Here is a 17,665-nt window from a genome sequence, read left to right on the forward strand (position 1 = left end):
GATCCCGCGAGTCCCGTGTCCGGCATAAAACCGGACGTCCCGAGACGGCAATTGTCTCACACTATAATCCCACAGAGGCGAAAGCCGTCTCGGGATCCGCCTAACTTCCAGAACCGCAACCCAGGCGGCGCTTGCGCACGCTTGCCCGCTGGCACGGGCTGTGGAACACAGGACGCCGGACTATTCGGAGCAAGCCATGTCCTTTGAAAAACTCGATACGCTCGGCCGCCGGCTGGAATCGCTGGAACATGCGCTGTCCATCCTGGGCGCCGACGAGGCGACCCACATGGCGGTGGGCGGCGGCGAGAAGCGCGCCGAAGCCATGTCCAATCTGGCCGGCATGTACCACAGGCAGGCCACCGCGCCCGAAATCGCCGACTGGATCGAGGCCGCCAAGGCCCAGGACCTGTCGGAGGACCAGCAACTGGCGCTCGGTGAGTTCGAGCGCAATTACATCAACGCCACCTGCCTGCCCACCGAATTCGTGGAACGGCGCACCGCCGCCACCATGCGCTCCGAGCAGCTCTGGCGCGACCTCCGCGCCAAGGGCGACTGGGACAGTTTCCTGCCGGCCCTCGAAGGCGTCGTCGCCCTCGTGCGCGAGGAAGCCCAGCTCCGCGCCGACGCCACGCAGCTGGCGCCCTACGATGCGCTGATGGATCAATATGATCCGGGCAACCGCATGGCCGATCTCGACGGCGTCTTCGACGACCTCAAGACCTTCCTCAAGGACTTCGTTGGCGAGGCGCTCGATGCCCAGGAGCGGCGGCTGAGCCTCCGCCCGCGCAAGAGCCTCCATGGCCCCTACCCGATCGAAAAGCAGCGCGAGCTCGGCCTTGCCGCCATGCGTGCCGTCGGTTTCGATTTCACCCATGGCTCGCTGGCCGTCTCGCACCATCCCTTTTGCGGCGGCGTGCCCACCGATGTGCGCATGACCACGCGCTACCGCACCGACGAATTCCTGTCCTCGCTCATGGGCGTGCTGCACGAAACCGGCCATGCCCTTTACGAGCAGGGGCTGCCCAAGGACTGGTCGCACTGGCCGCTGGGCAAGGCCCGCGGCATGGGCATTCACGAGTCCCAATCGCTGTTCGTCGAAATGCAGCTGGCCCGCAGCCCGGAATTCTGGGAATTCGCCCTGCCGCTGGTGCACCAGCATCTGGGTGAGGACGCCATCCCCGGCTGGGAAATCGCCGATATCCTCAACGAGGTGAACTTCGTGGAGCGCGGCTATATCCGCGTCGATGCCGACGAGGTCACCTACCCGCTCCACGTCATCCTCCGCTACGAACTCGAGCAGGACCTTGTCAGCGGCCGGATCGAGGCCAGCGACATCCCCGAAGCCTGGGACGCAAAGATGACCGAGTACCTGGGCATCTCCACCATCAACGATCCCCGGAACGGTCCCATGCAGGACGTTCATTGGCCGGGCGGCGCCTTCGGCTATTTCCCCAGCTACACGCTCGGCGCCATGATCGCCGCCCAGCAATGGGCAGCTTTGGAAAAGGCACAGCCTGACCTGCGCGACGACATCCGCCGGGGCGATTTCGCCAGCATCAACCAGTGGCGCGCCGACCACATCTGGTCGCAGGGCTCACGCTGGTCGACGCCCGACCTCATCACCCGTGCGACCGGCGAGCCGCTCAACGCGGACTTCTTCAAGGCGCATCTGAAGCGGCGATATCTGGGGAGCTGAGCCGGCGCTCGCAGCATCACGCAGCGGATGTTGACCACCACCAGACGTCACCCTCGGGCTTGACCCGAGGGCTCTTCGCTTGCGAACCGTTTGGTAAGTGCAGTGTCCTCGGGTCAAGCCGAGGATGACGCCGGTGGGCGTGGCCACTTCGAAGACGACAGGTTGACATCTCCGCCCCCTTCCCTATTTTCCCTCAATCCGCAGCACTGACCGGACGGCCCAAATGGATTCCACTTTGAACGACTGCCTCGCCCGCATCGCTCATCTGGAATCCGCCCATGCCTGCCTCCGTTTCCCTGCACCAGCTCAGCTGGTCCACGCCCGATAACCACCAGCTCTTCAGCGGCCTCGACCTCTCCTTCGGCCCCCACCGCACCGGCCTGATCGGCCGCAACGGCACGGGCAAGTCCACCCTGCTTCGTATCATCGCCGGTTTTATCCCCCCTGCCAGCGGCTCTGTTACCCTTCAGGGCACCATCGGCATGCTGGAACAGTCGGTACAGGTGAGACCCGAAACAACCATTGCTGAGCAACTTGGCATCGCAGCCGAACTGGCGCGGCTGGACCGCCTGGAACAGGGACTCGGCACGCTGGACGACGCCGGCGAAGCCGATTGGACCCTGCCCGGCCGCGTAGAGGAAGCGCTCGCGGATGTGGGGCTTCCCCACTACGCACCTGATCGTCCGGTCACGACGCTAAGCGGCGGCCAGCGCACGCGCCTATTGCTGGCCCGCCTCCTGCTGGCCGAGCCCGACATCATCCTCCTTGATGAGCCCACCAACAATCTCGACGCCGATGGACGCGCCGCCGTGGCCGAACTGCTCGGCCGCTGGCGCGGCGCCGCCATCGTGGTCAGCCACGACCGGACGCTGCTCCGCCAGATGGACGCCATCGTGGAACTGACCAGCCTCGGCGCCAGGACCTATGGCGGCAACTGGGACCACTATAGCGAGCGCAAGGCGCTGGAACTGGCGGCGGCGGAGCACGGCCTGTCCACCGCCGAGCGCAAGGTCGCCGAGATCGACCGCAAGATCCAGGCCGTGGCCGAGCGCAAGGCCCGCAAGGATGGCGCCGGCAAGCGTAAGGCTGCTCGCGGCGACATCCCCAGGATCATGCTGGGCGGCATGAAGGAAAACAGCGAGAATACCAGCGGCGAAGGCGCCCGGCTCGCCAGCCGCCTGCGCCAGGCCGCAGCGGAAGCGGCCTCCGAGGCGCGGGCCAATGTCGAAGTCCTGACCCCGCTCTCGGTCACGTTGACGCCCACCGGTCTTCCGGCGGGCAAGGTCGTGCTGCAGGCCGATGCCCTGAGCGGCGGACCCGATGCGGCAGCGCCCGTCATCAGGAATTTCTCGCTGCAGCTGACGGGACCCGAGCGCGTCGCCGTCACCGGCCCCAACGGCGCGGGCAAGACCACGCTGTTGCGCCTCCTGACCGGCGATCTGGCTCCGGCAGGCGGTTCAGCCCGTATCCTGGTGCCCCATGCGCTGCTCGACCAGACGGTGAGCCTCCTCGATCCCCAGCTCTCCATCCGCGACAACTTTCGCCTTCTCAATCCCGACGCCGACGAGAACACCGGCCGCGCAGCCCTCGCCCGCTTCATGTTCCGCGCCGATGCGGCCCTGCAGCTGGCCGGAACCCTCAGTGGCGGCGAGATGCTGCGCGCCGGGCTCGCCTGCACCATTGGCGGCAACAGCCCGCCGCAACTGCTGATCCTCGACGAACCGACCAATCACCTCGACATCCACGCCATCGAGCAGGTGGAGGCGGGGCTGCGTGGCTATGACGGCGCTTTGCTGGTCGTGAGCCACGATGCCGACTTCCTCGAACACATCGGCATCGACCGTACGGTCATACTCGGAGGCGACGCTAGTTGAGAAACACCGTGACCGTATCGCCCCTGCCCGCGGCATCCACCACGGAAAGGGTGACATAGCCGGGGCCGTCCGGATCCCAGAGGTTCTGCCGGGCAAAGTCCGGCCGGCCGATCGGCGCGCCGTTGGCGAAATAGGTGAAGGGCGGCACCCCGTTGCGCACCTTGACCATCAGCGGCGAGGCAAAGCCGGTGGCCAGCCCCAGGTCGACGTCGACCCCGTCGCCGGGATAGGCAATTTCGGGCGCCGCGTCCCGCGCCACCATGTCCTCGTCGGGGTGGCGGAAGCGGCGCAGCGGCGTCGGTAACTCGCTGTTGGAGGCAATGATGGCCCCGCTCGGCGCCCGCGGCAGCGGCGCACGCCGATCTCCGAGGCGGTCGAAGGCCTCGAACAGGATCGGCGCTGCGCCCACAATGCCGGAAAGGCCGGGCACCGGCTCCCCATCCGGCCGGCCCACCCAGACGCCTACGACGGTCTTGCCATCAAAGCCGATCGCCCAGGCATCGCGATAGCCATAGGACGTCCCGGTCTTGTAGGCGATCCGCCCGGGGGACCCATTGAGCGGCGGCGGCACGTCTGCCAGGATATCGGCCACATACCAGGCCGCCACCGGGTCCAGCACCGGCGCCGCAAGCCCAGCCTCCGGCGCCGGCACAATCCCGTCATGCAAGGTGACCGGTTCGCCGCCATTGCCGATCGCGGCATAGGTCGCCACCAGGTCGCGCAGCGTGATCCCCACGCCACCGAGGCCCACGGCAAGGCTGGGCGCCGTGTTGACCGGCAGGCGCGGATCGGCATGCGCCCGGCGCAGGCGCGAGACCAGCCGTGCCGGGCCTACGGCATCCAGCACCACGACGGCCGGGATGTTCAGCGACTCGGTGAGCGCATCATGGATCGTCACCGTCCCCCGGCTGAAACCGTCGAAATTGACCGGCACATAGGCGCCGAATGCCGTTGGACGGTCCTCGATCAGGCTCTCGGGATGGGCCAGGCCCAGTTCGAAGGCCAACCCATAGATCAGCGGCTTGAGCGTCGATCCCGGAGAGCGGATGGCCGTGGTCATGTCGACATAGCCAGCGCTCTGCGTTGCAAACAGGCCTGCAGAGCCCACCGAAGCCAAGATATCCCCGGTCCCGATATCGGCTGCTACAATAGCGATGGAAACCTTGGGATCAACAATGCGCGCCCGTCCTGCAGCCAAACGCTCAAGTGCCTCCTGCAGCCGCCGGTCGATGGTGAGCGCCACTTCGCGTTTCTCGGGCTGCGCCTTGACCGCCTGCTCCGCCAGGTGTGGGGCAAACATGGGGAACTCGCGACGCACCAGCGGCACCGGGTCGTCCTTGGCCGCAAGCGCCTCTTCGGCGGGCAAGGCTCCCATGGCGACGAGCCGGTCGAGCACCATGTCACGGCTGCGCCGCGCCGCTTCCGGGTCACGGTCCGGCCGCCGCGCCTCGGGCGATTGCGGCAGCGCCACCAGCAGCGCCGCTTCGGCGGTGGTGAGCCGTCCCGGCTCCTTGCCGAAATAGGCAAGGCTTGCCGCACGAACGCCCTCTATATTGCCGCCGAACGGCGCCAGCGTCAGGTAAAGGTCGATGATCTCGTCCTTGGTGAGGTCCTGCTCCAGCCGGTCGGCATGCACCATCTGCCGCAGCTTGCCCCAGAGGTTGCGCGTCGGCTGGCCCTCGACCAGCCGCGCCACCTGCATGGTCAGCGTCGAGCCGCCGGAAACCACCCTTCCCCCGGCCCCGACAAACTGCCCGGCAGCACGAGCCATGGACGACCAGGCAATGCCATGGTGACCCGCAAAGCCTCGGTCTTCATAGGCGATCAACATGTCGAGATAGCGGGGGTCGACCGTCTCTCGGTCCACCGGCAGGCGCCAGCGTCCGTCGCGCGTGGTGAAGGCGCGCAGCAACTGACCGTTGCGATCGGTAACCGCCGCAGAAACCGGCAGCGTCGCCACATCGGGCGTGGGCGGCAGGCTTCCCGCCGCCTCGCCTACCATCGAACTGAGCTGGACCGAACCCGCTGCCAGAAGAACGAACAGCGAGAACCCGGCAAGCGTCAGCCGCCGGATCCAAGGACTCGGCACCCATTCCCTGGGTCCTGCCGCCGCGTCGCTCATCGCCCGGTCGCGGAAACCTCGATCGACCCGGCTGCCCCGTTGGCCCGGTATTCAGGGCGGTACATGTCCTCCACCGTGGCACCGGGCAGGACGAAGCTGCCCGGAGAAACCGCCCGGACCAGATACGCCGTCCGGAAGATTCCACTTTCGCTGGAGTAACGGAATGCCGCCACATACTGATCGGTCCGCGACTCCACATGCGTAGCCCCGTCAAGCGTCAGCCAGTCGAAGTCGGAGACACCGCCGCCGGCAGAAAGATCGGGGTTCTCGATCTCGAAGCCCGCCGGCAAGGGATCGGTCACCAGGTATTGCCCGGATCCCAGCTGATCCGGCCGCACCGTAAGGAGAACCACGAAGCGGTCATTCTGCGCGATCGCATCGTTCTCGGGGTCGATCGGCGTTCCGTCGGGCAGGAAGTACTCGCGGATCAGCATGAAGCCATTGCTCGCCTCCTCCGGCGCCTCTTCAGGATAGCCCGTCACCGTCACCTTGGCTTCGGTATTGCTCTCGCCCGTATTGCCGATCTCGACCGGCGCGAAGTCGGTCTGCGAGAAGGAGCGATAGACTTGGCCGGTCAGCGCCTCGCCATTGAGGGTGATCGAGCCATCCGTGCTGGCCTCGCCCAGGGCGGCAGCAGCCAGCAGCGTCCAGCTGTCTTCTTGCGTCGAGGTATAACGCTCACGGTCCCGCAGCTTCGCCAGCTGGTTGGACAGCGAGGTCAGGTCGACCCCATCCAGCTTGAACTCGGCGGCCAATGCCAGGACGCCCGCCATGTCACGCAAGCGCGTCCCATAGTCGTCGCGGTAGCGCTTGTCCTCGGGCTCCGAAAGCCCTTCCACCGCAGCGGCAAAGGCCGAGTTGGCACGGCCCGGATCGCCATAAAGCGCCAGCGCTGCGCCAAGCTGTGCCTGCGCCAGCGGCGAGCCGAAGGCATCGAGCCTTGCCTCGTGATAGTAGCGCAGGTCGCCCATGGACACCTTTCCAGCCCGCGCCAGATCGTAGAGCGCATAGGCCACGCCCTCGCCGCCATCATCGAAGTCGCTGGCATAGGACAGCTGATTGGCCAGGTTGTCGAGGGCTCTGGTCATGGCCTGTTCGGGCACGGCATAGCCTGCATCCTTGGCCCGCAACAGGAAGTCCGTCACGAAACCATCCAGCCACATGTCCCCACCGTCAAAGGGCCGCCAAAGACCGAAGCCGCCACCAGCCGTCTGTTTGGACAAAACGTCGGCAATGGCATCGGTGACGGTCTGCTCGAGATCACCGTCCTCATCGAGGCCAATCATCTTGGCAACATCGTTGAGGTACAGCAGCGGCAGCGCCCGGGCCGAAACCTGCTCGGAACAGCCATAGGGGTAGCGGTCGAGCGCCAGCAGGAGACCCGGCACATCGAGCCGCGCCATGGGGCCAATCGCAAGCGTCATCTGGCCGGTATTGGCAAGGAAGCTGTCAAAATACTCGCTCCCTATGGTGGCGCTTTCCCCGGCCTTGATCGGCACGAGGCGGCTATTGGTGACAGGCGCACTGACCGGCCGCACCCCGAGCAGCAACTCCTTGACCTGCTCGGTACCGTCTGGCGCCGTTATCGTCAGCACCAGCGGCCAGTCCCCGATCTGCATGCCGTTGAGCGCCAGGTCGAGCGATGTGCGCTCGCCTTCTGCCAATTGCACCTCCTGGGCCTCGGCCGGTGTCGCAATCCCCTCGCCCGTGCCGAGCGCAACGCCATATGCACCCGCTTTACCGCCCACATTGTTGATCTCGACAAGGAGGCGCGACTCGTCCCCGACGCGCAGGAAACGCGGCGGGCTCAGCGTGACCACGACGGGATCGCGCACGATGACATCGGCCGAGGCATGGCCGACAGCCGTTTCGGTCCAGGCCATGGCCATGACCCGCACGGTGCCGGAGAAGTCGGGCATGTCGAAGGTGACGACCGCTTTGCCGTCTTCACCCACTTTGACAATGCCGGAATGGAGCGCCACAAGGACCGAAGTGGCCGGTGGCGTGCCGGTACGGGACGAACCGCCGTCGCCGCCCGAACGCATGGCGCCGGCAAGACCCTGCATCGGATCGATCAGCGAGCCGTAGAGGTCACGGACGTCCATGCCCAGTTGCCGCTGGCCGAAGTACCAGCCATCGGGATCGGGCACCTTGAAATTGGTGAGGTTGAGAATGCCAAGATCCACCGCCGCCACGGCAACATAGGCGGTCTCGCCTGCTGCAAGCTCGCCCAGATCGACCGTCGTGGTGAAACTCTGCCGCGGCAGCGTTTCCTCGGGTGTATCGAGGGTGACGTTCAGTTTGCGCTCGCCGGGATCGACATCGGCGAAGGCAAGGCCAAGCGCACGCGAGGGCATGCGCTTCTCGGCAGCGTCCGCCGGCCGATAAAGCACGGCCGTGACATAGGCCCCCGGGCCCCATTCCTCCGTCACCTCCAGCGGCACCGTGGTACCGCCTTCGGGTACATCCACCGCCTCCATGGCGATGACGCGGTTGTCGATGACCATGACCAGGGCGGTGCCGGCAAACTGCGGGTCAAGCTTCAGATTGGCCGTTTCGCCAACCCTGTACGCTGGCTTGTCCAGCGCCACCTCGAGCGTGTCGGGCGTGTCACTGCCGGCATCGGCATAGTAGTAGCCGGCATAGAACTCATAGCTCGACGAAGTCGGGTTCTCGCCGTTGCTCTCCACCTCGACGCGATAGAGCCCCCAATCGACATTGGTGCCGATCGTCGCGGGGCCGCCATCGGGGGTGTCGACGGCGCCCGTCGCCACTTCACGCGTCGTCGTGATGGATTCCCACTGCCAGGTAGAGCCATTGCGGTACCACTGGTAGTTGGTCTCGACGCGCGAGATGGACCACTGGAGGCCAGTGCTGGCCACCGCTTCGCCTTCCGGCGACACGACGATGATGTCGAACCTGGCTTCGCTGCCTTCCTCGAGGCCGGATGCGTCGCTGAAGGCTGGCTTGATGCCGATGCGGTCTCCGCTCGCCAGAACGGGCCGGCTGATGCTGCGCTCGACAGTCCGCCCGTTGGTGTCCACCAGCCGCAGCAGCAGTTGTGCTTCGAGCGGACGCGTGGTGACCTGCGGTTCGGGCAAGCTGATCTCTGCCACCGCGTTCCCGGCCTCATCGGTCGTGCCCACCACGCCCAGCGGCTCCCGGGTCGTCTCGATCGTGTCGTCGAGGCGCCCGAAGGTATAGCCGGGGAACGCCGTCAGCGTGGTCCTGGGGCTGATGATGGCGTCGGCTTCGATGTTGAGGCCCGGTGCCGTGGCGCCATAGAGGTACTTGGCAGCGACGTCGATTTCCGTGGTGACGCCGGTTTCCATCGCACCTTCAGCCGCGCTGACCTCGAACGACAGGCGTTCGGGCTCGAAATCTTCCACCAGGAAACTGGTGCTCGAAAGCGACGCGCCCTTCGGATCGGCAAAAAGGCGTGCTGTCCACGAACCGCGCATGGCCTCTGCAACCATCGGCAGCGCCACGAAGTAGCCGCCGGCACCCTCGTCCTGGAGCACCTGGCGCGTTGCGACGACGCCGTCAGGACGCTCGACTTCGAGCGTCAGCGGCAGGCCGGTAACGGCGTTAGCGCGTTCGTCGCGCAACATGGCCGTGAGATAAACCGTCTCGCCCGGCCGGTAGACGCCACGTTCGGTGGTGGCAAAGACGTCCAATGGACCGGGAGACGGGCGCCCCTCAACGCCGCGGTCTGTCAGATCGAAGGCGGGTCGGCTGAGGTCGAGGAAGGCATAGTCGCCCTCATCAGTCTCAGCCACCAACAGTTGCGGCGCCCTGCCCCCGGTGCCGCGGGCCAGACCTGGCGCGAAGATGGCACGCCCATCTGCATCCGTAGTGCCTTCGCCCAGGATCTCATTGTTCACCGCCACCAGGCGCACCTTGGCGCCGGCGATGGGCTGCGCGTCGGTGAGCCCACGCACAAAAGCATGCACGCCATCGTCGCCCTGGATCGTCGTCAGGCCGAGATCGGTGACGATGAACCACTGCGTGGCCACATCTTCCCAATATTCGTCGCCCGCTTCGGCGATGCGAGCGGTGATGACATAGGCACCAGGCTCCATCTCGCCCAGCGCCTCAGCCACGGGGATGGCGGTCGTCGTCAGCACATTGGGTTCGCCACGCGCGAGATCGACCTCACCATGCCAGACGTTTTCGCCAACCCGGCTGGCGATGTCCTCGGCGCCGTATTCGGAGAGATTGCCCTGGAAAATGCCGTCACGGACAGCCGTCGCAATGGACCGGTCGCCGATGCGATAGATAACGACCTCGGCCTTTTCGGCATTCACGGACGTAATCGGCAAACCGCCGCCCAGTCCTGCCGGCATCACATAGGCATTGTTGGCAAAGCCGACGAACGGCGCCCGATCGGGCACGTAGACGTCGAGCATCACATCCTTGAGCAGGCTTTCCCCATCAGCGGAAGGCAGCCCGGCGCGCAGGCGAATGGAATAGCGCCCGCCATGCGACAGCCCTTCCACGCAGATCTGATCCTGCTCGGTCTCGACCGAAGCCGCAGGCGTGTCCGCCACCACCACATAGGCGCTGAGGTCACTGGAGCCCAGCGGCAGGGGTTCGGAAAAAATGGCACAAACGCGCGGCGAGGCCGCTTCCGCATCCACCACATGATCGGTGACGCGGAAGCCGTTCTGCGCCACGACCTCCTCGAGATGGGCAGCAACGGCTTCGTTCTCGGCCAGGGCAAGGCTGAGGCGGTAGGTCGCGATCGCTTCGCGCCACATTTCTCTGAACTCGAGCGCGTTCGCCAGTGCAGCCAGCGAATCCGCGCGGTCCTGCTCTTCGGTGGAGCGGAGGAAGGCATTCATGGCTGCGGACGTGGCCGTCGATACCAGATCGGAAAGGCCGTCATTGTCCTCTTGGCCCGACACGGTTTCGGCACGAGAAAGCGCAGCTTGCGCCAGGGCTTGCCAAACATTGCGGTCACTGGCGTTGATGGCGAGGGCCTGCCGGTAGGCGACAATGGCCGCGGCGACATTGTCTTCGGCACTGGCTTCCTCGGCCGATTGCACCAGGCCGCTATAGGTCACCTTCGGCGGCGGCGCATCGGTCTGGGGCAGCTCGTCGGCAAAGCGATGCGCAGCGTCGACGAGGTCCTGCGCCGGGAATGGCAGCTCGGCATGACGGACGGCCTCCGTAGTGGCCGGCGCCGGCGAGCGGCTGACCTTGCCCGAGACTGCGCCGTCGAACGTGGTTTCCTCGCCCACAGCGCCCTTGAGGAAGCACCAGTTGCTCTGTGCGTTGAAGGTAAAGGCCCGACAGATGTTATCGTCGACGCAAGCCGCCGTGCAGGCATCGAGATCGGTGTTCTTGAGAATGGAGTAGTCGAACCCGGGAAGATCTGTGTCTTCCAGCAGGCTGATCTTGTGATCGGCAGCCATCGCCGCGGGCGAACCAAGCACCAAAGCCAGCGCCAGCCCAAGCCAGCGCACCTTCGAGACCACCTGCAGCATGTTGCCCTCCCAAGTTCAACGCCACCATATGCCCGTCAAGTCCGTGGGGAAGCAAGATGCGAAAATGTGGCGGTTAAACAGTTCTTGCTTTGCCTGGCGCAAAGCAAAAGGCCCGCTGCAAAGCGGGCCTTGGGAAGTTCGATTGGACTACTCGTCGCGATATACCTTTTCGCGCCGCTCGTGCATTTCCTGCGCTTCAAGGCTCAGCGTAGCGATAGGACGGGCATCGAGGCGCGCCAGGCCGATCGGATCGCCGGTTTCTTCGCAGTAGCCGTAGGTCCCATCGTCGATCCGCTTGAGGGCAGCATCGATCTTGGCGATCAGCTTGCGCTGGCGATCACGCGTCCGCAGCTCCAGCGAACGGTCGCTTTCCGAGCTGGCCCGGTCGGCCATGTCGGGATGGTTCTGCGACTCTTCCTGCAGGTTCTCGAGCGTTTCGCGGCTCTCGCGCAGGATATCCTCTTTCCAGGCGTTGAGCTTGGCACGGAAATATTCGCGCTGCCGCGGATTCATGAACGGCTCGTCGTCACTGGGCCGGTATTCAACTACTTCTGCAACCGAAGTCATCAGCAGACTCAACTCCAATGCACCCCTCAGGCGGCCTATATATGCGGCTGGCCTGCGCCCCGCAAGCAAACACCGTAATGCTGCTTAACCAGCGGCAGCCATAGCGCGAAAGGCGCATAGCCCGATACTGACAACAGTTTGATGACCGCCGCTAAAGAGGAGGAAATCTGTTGAACTTCGCCAGTTCGACCCGAACGCGCAGCTCGATGTCGTCGAGGAGACTATCAAGACCCGAGCCCGTCTGCTCCCGCGCCTCGCCCAGCAGGCGCACCATGTCGTCGAGACTGTCCGGGCTAACTTTGCCCAGCAAGAGGTCGGCACGAACATGGTCCAGCGTGTCGAGCAGCGCCTTGCCGCGCCGTACGCTCTTCTTCTTGCCGGTCAGCGGCTCCTCGACGCCCTGGAGTGCCAGAATGGAGTCGAGACCGGTCAATGCCTGTGCCGGCATATGACTAGCGACACGCGCCGGAGCGCTGCTCCCAGCCGGGACGAAGTCCACAGCCGCACCGGCCTTGCCGGCAGCTGCGCTGCGGTCAACACCGGAGAGACGATTGGTTGTATCGATGCGCAAGCTAGGGACTCGAATTCATGGACAAGGCCACCCCGGCAAAATCTGCCGGGAGCAGTTAACAGGGCGTTAACGCACTCGGCAGGAATTGCATCCTTGGCGTTTCGACGCAGAGAATTGCACCGCAGTCAGAAAATAATTCGACGCTATTTCAAAGATCTAAGCACAATCGACCGGGTTGGCATGGTTTTCGCAATAACCTCCCTGCCGCGTCTCCCGACGAGCCCGCGGCCAATGGACGAGGGTGTCGATGGCCAAATTTCTGCTGCGCAAGCTGTTCGCCGGTCTGCTGACCGCTTCGATGACACTCCTGCCCACCACCTCCGCGCAGGGCGCGGCGGCGCGCATCAAGGACATCGTCGATTTCGAAGGCGTCCGCGAAAACCAGTTGGTCGGCTACGGTCTTGTCGTCGGCCTCAACGGCACCGGCGACTCGCTCAACAACTCGCCCTTCACCAAGCAATCGCTGCAATCCATGCTGGAGCGGCTTGGCGTCAACACCGCCGGCGAGAACGTCCGCACCGCCAATGTCGCGGCGGTCATGGTCACCGCCCACCTGCCCCCCTTCGCCACCCAGGGCTCGCGGATCGACGTTTCCGTGGCGGCCATGGGCGACAGCGACAGTCTCCAGGGCGGCACCCTTCTGGTCACGCCCCTGGTAGGCGCCGACGGCGAGGTCTACGCCATTGCCCAGGGCCCAGTATCGATCAACGGCTTCAAGGCCGAGGGCGACGCCGCCAGCATCATCTCGGGCGTTCCAACCACCGGCCGCATCTCTTCGGGCGCCATGATCGAGCGGGAGATAGATTTCCATCTCGGCTCGCAGACCTCCCTGCGTCTGGCCTTGCGCAACCCCGACCTGACCACCGCACGCCGTATCGCGCTCGCCGTAAATGACTTCATTGGCGCTCCGACGGCGACGCCGGAAGACCCGGCCACCGTCCGCCTCACCCTGCCCCCAGGCTTCAACGGCAACATCGTCGACCTCCTCACCGACGTCGAACAGTTGATGGTGGAGACCGACCAGACCGCCAAGATCGTCATCGACGAGAATTCAGGCATCATCGTCATGGGAAAGGACGTGCGCGTCTCGAGCGTCGCCGTAGCCCAGTCCAATCTCACCGTAACGATCGCCGAAGATCCTACCGTGGTTCAGCCGCAGCCATTTGCCAACGGCGTCACCGCAGTTGAGGACAATACCCAACTCAACGCCAACCTCTCCGAGACCGCGCTGGCCGTCGTCAACGAGTCCGTCACCCTGCAGGAACTTGTGGACGGCCTCAATGCCCTCGGTATCTCGCCGCGCGATCTCATTGCCATCCTCCAGGCCATCAAGGCGACCGGCGCGCTGCAGGCCGAGATCGAGGTGCTGTGATGCTGCAATCCCTGCACAAGCCCGGCTCGACCCTCTCGCCGGCGCAGTATGCCACGGTCAAAGCGCAGGCCGAGGAACTTGAAGGCGTGTTTCTCAACACCCTGACCAAGGAACTCTTCTCCTCCATCAAGACGGACGAGAGCGCCATGGGCGGCGGTTTTGGCGAGGAGACCTGGCGCTCCATGCAATCCGAACAGCTCGCCGCCACAATGGCACAAGGTGGCGGACTCGGTATCGCCGAACAATTGCTGCCCGACCTGCTTGCCATGCAGGAGGCCGCCAACAACCAGAACAAACTACCGGGAGCCCCGAAATGACCGCAGCCGCACGCCTTGCCGCGCTCGACAGCCTGCCAGCCGAAGAGCTGTGCCACATGGCCGAAACCGCCCTTGCCGCCCTGGTGGACGTCATGAACCAGGAAACGACCCTGCTCCGCGCCGGCCATATGCGGCAGGCCAGTGTGCTGACGCCGGAAAAGACCAGACTGGCACAGGACTATGTCAGCTTCGCCCGCTCCATCCAGCGCCAGGGTCAGCGGCTGGGCACGCAAGCGCCCGCCGCTCTTGCCCGCCTGCGCCAGGGGCACGAGAGCCTTGCCACCCAGATGGCCGAAAACCTCCGCGTGCTGGCCACGGCCCGGATGGTGACGGAGGATCTCCTGACCGACGTCGCCAAGGTTGTGGGGCAGCAGAACAAGGCCAAAGCCTATGGGCGTAGCGGCGCTGTCGCGATCGATCCGGCAAGCTCTGCCCGCGGCATAGCCGTCAATCGCGCGATGTAAGGCATTTGTTTAAAGTTCGACTTGGAGCGGTAATGGCACCAAAAGGGGGCGGCGATAGTTCTGAAGGTTAGCACGCTGACCTCGCGAGGATTATCGCATGATCTCCGCCATTGCCGCCGACCTTCCGGTGACTGCAGACACGTCTCGTGGTCACCGCCGGCCGCCAGCGCCGCACAAGATGACGTCCAGGCCTGAAACCAAAGACTACACGAAGGCGCTGGAGGAAGACCGAGCCACACTGGCGGCACAGCCTGAGAGCCCGACCATACCCGCCGCGGCGAACTTCGCAGCCTCCGTCCTGTCCGGCGCTCTCCCCCCGGTTCCCGAGACGATGGAAGAACTGGTCCGCCGCATCGGCAGCAGCCCCATTCCCGTCGAATCACAGGCGCGTCTCAAGGACCTCCTGGTCTAGTTAGCGCCCGATGAACAGCTAAACGCCGCCCGCAAGTAAAAGCCCCGCCAAGCGGGGCTTTTTCGATGCACCCGGCAACTATTGCCCAGCAAGTGCGCCGCAATAAACGCCTGCGATTTAACGGTTCCTTATGACCTCCGGGCCCAAGTTCGGACGACCTCAGAAGAGGCTTCGTAGTACAGCGCATTCCTAGAAAAGGATGGACCATGTCCGATATCTCGCTTTCGAAAGCCGTTCGCACGAACCTGCTTTCGCTCCAGAACACCGCGACCATGATGGCAGCAACCCAGGATCGGTTGGCCACGGGCAACAAGGTGAACTCTGCCCTCGACAACCCGACCAACTTTTTCACCGCCTCGGCCCTCAACAGCCGCGCCGGCGATCTGAACCAGCTGATCGATAACATGGCTAACGGCGTCAAGACGCTGGAAGCCGCGGACAATGGTCTGACCTCGATCACCAAGACCCTGGAATCCATGCAATCGACCCTGCGTCAGGCCCGCCAGGACAAGTCCTTTGCCGTCGACACATTTGAAGTCGGCAAAGACAGCACCCTCAAGGTTGCCGGCGGTCGCTTCGGTGAATCCACCGACATCAAGCTGCAGGCTCCAAGCGGTGGCACCAAGGCAAGCGTTTCCTTTGCTGCCGCTTATGCCGAGCCGAGCATTGTGGGCTCTGCTGGCAATGGCACTATTGCTGGTGCAGGCGCTCGCGCCGTGATTAGCTACAACGCCAGCCACTTCACCGCGACCTCCAAGATGAAGGTTGATGGCCAAGAGATCACCTTCGATGGTGACGGCAACGCCACTGACACTGCGGCCGCAATCCAGACCGCACTGGGCGGCTCGGGCTCTGACTACACCGTCACCGCGGACACCGTGCGCAACTCGATCATCATCGAGAACAAGGACAAGACCCTTGCCTCGCCGAAGGTTGAATTGGGCTCCGGCATCACTGCAGCCACCTATGGCGAGACGTCATTCACCTACAATGCTGCCCATGCCGGTACCGTGACCGTTGGCGGTCAGGAGATCAGCAACGGCGGTGGTAGCTTCGACGAGTTTGTCACCGCGTTGAACGCGAAGGCCGAAGACGGCGGCTACACCGTCATCGCCGACAAGGCGACGCAGAAGATCACCCTGCGCAACGCCGAGCCGGGTGCCACTGCAGCTCCGACCATCTCCGGCCTGAGGGAACCCCTCGGCGCCAAGACCACGTTCGACCTGACCGGTGCAGCCGGTACGGCCAGCAACGAGATCGATTTCACGATCGACTCGATTGCACTGAACGACATCGTCGGTGCGGACGCGGCGACCGTTGGCGGTAACCTAAAGACCGCCATCGAAGGTAACGCCACCCTCAACGCCAAGTACTCGGTCACCATGGATGGCGATAACCTGGTGCTGACCCAGAAAGCCGGGGGTGCTGGCAAGACTGCTGCAGTCATGACTGCAACGGCTACCGGTACGGGTACTGCCCCGACGTCTACCACTGGTGCGTTCGTTGACGGCGATTCCACCGGCATCGCCGTGACCCGCACCAACGGTGCCGCCGGCGCTTCCACCAAGACCCTTGACGCTGCAGCGCACAAGTTCTCGGTGAATTATGGCGGCAAGTCGGTCGACCTCAATATTGTTGGTCGCGATGCCACTTCGGCAACGCCAAAGGAAGACCAGCTGAAGTCGATCAATGATCAGCTCAAGGCTGGTGGCCTCAGCGATATCGTGGCAACCTTCGACGCCGACGAGAAGCTGGTGCTGACCTCGACCAACCCGGAAGCCAAGACGCTGGCTATCTCCGGCACGAGCAACGACTTGTTCGGTACCAAGACGGTCTCCACCGGTGCAGCTGCGGTCTCCGCCTACAAGGCGACCAACGCCGTCGATCAGTTCGTTGAAGAGATCAACGGCAACGCGGCAACTTCCAAGTTCCTCCGTGCCTCGAACGACAACGGCAAGCTCCGCATCGAGAACCTCTCGACGCAGGAACTGTCCGTCGATTTCGACAAGGATGGCGCTAATGGCGCGGCTGCAACCTCGCACAAGATCGCGGGCAACTCCGTCCGTGAAGGCCTGGCCAAGCAGTTCAACGAACTCAAGGATCAGCTCAACAAGCTCTCCGACGATGCTTCGTTCAACGGCATCAACCTCCTCCGTGGCGACCAGCTGACGATCACCTTCAACGAGACTGGCAACTCGTTCATGCAGATCAAGGCTGGCGACGATCGTGGCGTCAACTCGCAGTCGCTCGACATCAGCGATCTGTCGGCCGTCGAGCTCGACGCCGACGAGAACATCGACAAGCTGCTTGGCGACATCAAGCTGGCTCTGAACGAAGTTCGTTCGCAGTCGTCTGCCTTCGGTTCGAACCTCTCGATCGTGCAGAACCGCCAGGACTTCACCAAGAACATGATCAACACGCTTGAGACTGGCGCTGCCAACCTCACGCTGGCTGACATGAACGCGGAAGCAGCGAACCTGCTGGCTCTTCAGACCCGTCAGTCGCTGTCGTCCTCTGCTCTCTCGATGGCTTCGCAGGCCGACCAGGGCGTGCTGCAGCTGCTCCGTTAATCGAAGCACTTACACTCGAATCGAAAAGGCGGGCTTCGGCCCGCCTTTTTGCTTTTGGCGCGGCGATTCTGCTGCGCCGACGGCCCTTCGGTAGTGTTCCAACCTGGCACAACCGTCAAAAGCGAGCAGTAACACTCCGGAAATCATCGTTTCTGCGGTCTTAACAGGCGTGGTTAATTCGTCATTAACGTTTACCTCCGTAAATCAAACC

11 protein-coding genes are annotated in these 17,665 nt (G+C 64.2%); 7 read left to right on the plus strand and 4 right to left on the minus strand.

What is annotated here, in order from left to right; genetic code table 11:
• Positions 1-196: 196 nt before the first annotated feature.
• Together VIL88_RS00005 and VIL88_RS00010 are read left to right on the plus strand one after the other, a co-directional pair.
• Positions 197-1,696, plus strand: a complete 1,500-nt coding sequence (locus tag VIL88_RS00005) for a carboxypeptidase M32 (RefSeq protein WP_331984633.1) — start codon at positions 197-199, stop codon at positions 1,694-1,696.
• Positions 1,697-1,974: 278 nt separating this feature from the next.
• Positions 1,975-3,570, plus strand: coding sequence for an ABC-F family ATP-binding cassette domain-containing protein (locus VIL88_RS00010; RefSeq protein ID WP_331984635.1), 1,596 nt, complete (start codon positions 1,975-1,977; stop codon positions 3,568-3,570).
• Here VIL88_RS00010 and pbpC read toward each other — a convergent pair.
• From pbpC to VIL88_RS00030, 4 genes are all read right to left on the minus strand, one after another.
• A complete protein-coding gene (gene pbpC / locus VIL88_RS00015) occupies positions 3,563-5,692 on the minus strand; it encodes a penicillin-binding protein 1C (protein ID WP_331984637.1) in 2,130 nt (709 codons plus the stop codon). The two genes, VIL88_RS00010 and pbpC, sit on opposite strands and share 8 nt — an antisense overlap.
• Positions 5,689-11,181 (minus strand): alpha-2-macroglobulin family protein, encoded by a 5,493-nt coding sequence (locus VIL88_RS00020; RefSeq protein WP_331984639.1) that lies wholly within the window; start codon positions 11,179-11,181, stop codon positions 5,689-5,691. Before VIL88_RS00020 ends, pbpC begins: the two co-directional genes overlap by 4 nt.
• A 147-nt stretch (positions 11,182-11,328) precedes the next feature.
• Positions 11,329-11,748: an RNA polymerase-binding protein DksA gene (gene dksA, locus VIL88_RS00025; RefSeq protein ID WP_331984641.1), complete on the minus strand. Its 420-nt coding sequence runs from the start codon at positions 11,746-11,748 to the stop codon at positions 11,329-11,331.
• A 151-nt stretch (positions 11,749-11,899) separates the two neighbouring features.
• Positions 11,900-12,319 carry a flagellar assembly protein FliX gene (locus VIL88_RS00030; RefSeq protein ID WP_331984643.1) on the minus strand — a complete coding sequence of 140 codons (420 nt, stop codon included), beginning with the start codon at positions 12,317-12,319 and terminating at the stop codon, positions 11,900-11,902.
• Between the two features lie 298 nt (positions 12,320-12,617).
• On the opposite strand from VIL88_RS00030, the gene VIL88_RS00035 reads away from it, so the two are divergent.
• The 5 genes from VIL88_RS00035 to VIL88_RS00055 all read left to right on the plus strand — a co-directional run bounded on the left by VIL88_RS00035 (position 12,618) and on the right by VIL88_RS00055 (position 17,454).
• The gene (locus VIL88_RS00035) at positions 12,618-13,691 is read left to right on the plus strand and encodes a flagellar basal body P-ring protein FlgI (RefSeq protein WP_331985686.1); all 1,074 of its coding nucleotides are present in this window, start codon (positions 12,618-12,620) and stop codon (positions 13,689-13,691) included.
• Positions 13,691-14,008 carry a rod-binding protein gene (locus VIL88_RS00040; RefSeq protein ID WP_331984645.1) on the plus strand — a complete coding sequence of 106 codons (318 nt, stop codon included), beginning with the start codon at positions 13,691-13,693 and terminating at the stop codon, positions 14,006-14,008. The genes VIL88_RS00035 and VIL88_RS00040 overlap by 1 nt, the downstream gene beginning before the upstream one ends.
• Entirely contained in the window at positions 14,005-14,472 is a 468-nt protein-coding gene (locus VIL88_RS00045; protein WP_331984647.1) for a flagellar protein FlgN, read from the plus strand. Before VIL88_RS00040 ends, VIL88_RS00045 begins: the two co-directional genes overlap by 4 nt.
• Positions 14,473-14,569: 97 nt before the next feature.
• On the plus strand, positions 14,570-14,884 hold the full coding sequence (locus VIL88_RS00050; protein WP_331984649.1) for a hypothetical protein: 315 nt from the start codon (positions 14,570-14,572) through the stop codon (positions 14,882-14,884).
• Positions 14,885-15,090: 206 nt separating this feature from the next.
• Positions 15,091-17,454: a flagellin gene (locus VIL88_RS00055; RefSeq protein ID WP_331984651.1), complete on the plus strand. Its 2,364-nt coding sequence runs from the start codon at positions 15,091-15,093 to the stop codon at positions 17,452-17,454.
• Positions 17,455-17,665 lie beyond the last annotated feature (211 nt).

Origin of the sequence: Devosia sp., assembly GCF_036563435.1 — a bacterium.
Lineage (GTDB): Bacteria > Pseudomonadota > Alphaproteobacteria > Rhizobiales > Devosiaceae > Devosia.